Below are 999 nucleotides of genomic sequence, written 5' to 3'. Positions count from 1 at the left end.
GGAGTCGAGTTGCAGACTCCAATCCGGACTTAGACGTACTTTGTGAGGTCCGCTTACTCTCGCGAGGTCGCCTCCCTTTGTATACGCCATTGTAGCACGTGTGTAGCCCTGGTCGTAAGGGCCATGATGACTTGACGTCGTCCCCACCTTCCTCCGCTTTATCAACGGCAGTCTCCTTTGAGTTCCCGACCGAATCGATGGCAACAAAGGATAAGGGTTGCGCTCGTTGCGGGACTTAACCCAACATTTCACAACACGAGCTGACGACAGCCATGCAGCACCTGTCTCACAGTTCCCGAAGGCACTCTCGTATCTCTACAAGATTCTGTGGATGTCAAGACCAGGTAAGGTTCTTCGCGTTGCATCGAATTAAACCACATGCTCCACCGCTTGTGCGGGCCCCCGTCAATTCATTTGAGTTTTAACCTTGCGGCCGTACTCCCCAGGCGGTCGATTTATCGCGTTAGCTTCGGAGCCCATCACTCTAGGCAACAAACTCCAAATCGACATCGTTTACAGCGTGGACTACCAGGGTATCTAATCCTGTTTGCTCCCCACGCTTTCGCATCTCAGCGTCAGTATCTGTCCAGAAGGCCGCCTTCGCCACCGGTATTCCTCCACATCTCTACGCATTTCACCGCTACACGTGGAATTCTACCTTCCTCTACAATACTCTAGTTAACCAGTTTTAAGTGCAATTCCTAGGTTGAGCCCAGGGCTTTCACACCTAACTTAATTATCCGCCTACATGCCCTTTACGCCCAGTCATTCCGATTAACGCTCGCACCCTCCGTATTACCGCGGCTGCTGGCACGGAGTTAGCCGGTGCTTCTTCTGTAATTAACGTCAATTAATGTACCTATTAGATACATCTCCTTCCTCATCACCGAAAGTACTTTACAACCCGAAGGCCTTCTTCATACACGCGGCATGGCTGCATCAGGGTTCCCCCCATTGTGCAATATTCCCCACTGCTGCCTCCCGTAGGAGTCTGGACCG

The 999-nt window shown here is 51.9% G+C and carries 1 rRNA gene; it reads right to left on the bottom strand.

Annotation, left to right across the window (positions count from 1 at the left end):
* Positions 1–999, bottom strand: a 16S ribosomal RNA gene (locus tag A9G25_RS06020); the annotation flags it as partial.

Origin of the sequence: Gilliamella sp. Bif1-4 (genome assembly GCF_001690535.1) — a bacterium.
Taxonomy (GTDB): Bacteria; Pseudomonadota; Gammaproteobacteria; order Enterobacterales; family Orbaceae; genus Gilliamella; species Gilliamella bombi.
Note: the sequence above shows the minus strand (reverse complement) of the source record. Positions and strands in the feature narration are given on the sequence as shown.